General features: G+C 74.7%; 1 protein-coding gene. It reads right to left on the bottom strand.

Annotation, left to right across the window (positions count from 1 at the left end):
- On the bottom strand, positions 1-1359 hold a 1359-nt coding region (locus OMK64_RS19920; RefSeq protein WP_272730091.1), incomplete at its 3' end, for an MFS transporter.
- Positions 1360-1647: the final 288 nt, after the last annotated feature.

Below are 1647 nucleotides of genomic sequence, written 5' to 3'. Positions count from 1 at the left end.
GTGCGACCCGTCGGCGTCGATGCGCGCACCCGCGATCGACGACCCGAACGAGACCCCGACGCCGAGCGACGTGCCGACCCAGGTGAGGCCCTCGGTGAGCCGCGCGGGCGGCACGAGCTGCTGGACGCGCACGAGGACGCTCACCAGGACGACGCACGTCAGGCCGCCGATCACGGCCGTCCAGCCCTCGCCGACGCGCGTCGCGAGCCCGCCGAGCAGCAGCTCCCCGAGCCGCGGACCGCCCGCGACGACGACCACGAAGACGCCCTGGAGGCGACCGCGCATGTCATCGGGCGTCGCGGTCTGCAGGATGCTCTGCCGGAACACCGCCGAGATCGCGTCCGCCGCACCCGCGACGACGAGCGTGAGGACCGCGAGCGCGAGCGCGCCCCACAGCACCTGGTCGGGCCGGGTCGCGTCGACCGTGACGAGCACCGCGCCGAACGCGGCGATCGCGAGGCCCCAGACGACGATCGCGAGCGTGATGATCCGGCCCTGCCAGCGCACGTGCACGAGGGCGCCGGAGAACACGCCCGCGAGCACCGCGCCGACGGCGGCCGCGGCGCTGACCACGCCGGTCGTGGTCTCGCCGCCGCCGAGGTAGAGGATCGCGACCGCGGGGAACAGCACGCGCGGCGAGGCCGTGATCATCGCGACGAGGTCGACCGCGAACGTCATGCGGACGTTGCGCTGCGTGCCCAGGTAGCGCAGGCCGTCGACGACCGACCCCAGCCCGACGCGCGCGCGACGGACCGACGACGGCTCGGGCGGGACCGGGGGCAGCCGCAGCAGCGCGACCAGCGCGAACGTGAACAGGACGGCGTCGAGCGTGTACGCGGCCGCATAGTCGAACGCGGCGACCAGCCCGGCGCCGAGCAGCGGGCCGACCGTGAGCGCGACGTTCCAGCCCGTCGTCTGCAGGGCGTTCGCGGCGGGCAGCAGCGTCGGGTCGAGCAGGCGCGGGATGATCGCGGTCCGCGCGGGGCTGTTCACCGCGCCTGCGGCGGACTGCACCGCGACCAGCGCGTACAGCAGGCCGACGTGCTCGTTGCCGAGCCACGCCTGCACCGCGAGCCCGAGCACCACGGTCCACGCGACGAGCGACGCGACGAGCGCGACGCGGCGGCGGTCGTAGTGGTCGACGATCGCGCCGCCGTACAGCCCGAACACCACGAGCGGGACCAGCGCGCAGATGCCGAGGACGCCGACGGAGAACGTCGACCCGGTGAGGGCGTACACCTGGAGCCCGACGGCGACGACCGTGAGCTGCGTGCCGAGGTTCGACACGGACAGGCCCCACCACAGCCGCCGGAACGCCGGGCTGACCCGCAGGGGTGTGGTGTCGACGAGCACGGACATCGCCGCCACCCTACGTCGCCCGAGGCACCCGTCCCTGTCCCGTCCAGCACCGTCTCACCGCGCCGCTCCGGTCCCGTCCCTGCGGTCGGCTCCGCGCTCCCGCTCCCGTCATCCGCCGAGTTCGCTGGTCGGTGCCGAGTTCGTCTGCTCCAGCTCACGAACTCGGCATGAGCTGACGAACTCGGTACGCGCGGGGCCGGGGCCGTCCGCGTGTCGGCGACGTCAGGCGTCCAGCGCCTCGACGACGGCGGCCGCGGTCTGGGCGGGGTCGCGGTGGACGGGGAGCTC

It is taken from the genome of Cellulomonas fimi, from assembly GCF_028527925.1.
Taxonomy (GTDB): Bacteria; Actinomycetota; Actinomycetes; order Actinomycetales; family Cellulomonadaceae; genus Cellulomonas; species Cellulomonas fimi_C.
This window is presented reverse-complemented; position numbering and strand designations above follow the sequence as displayed.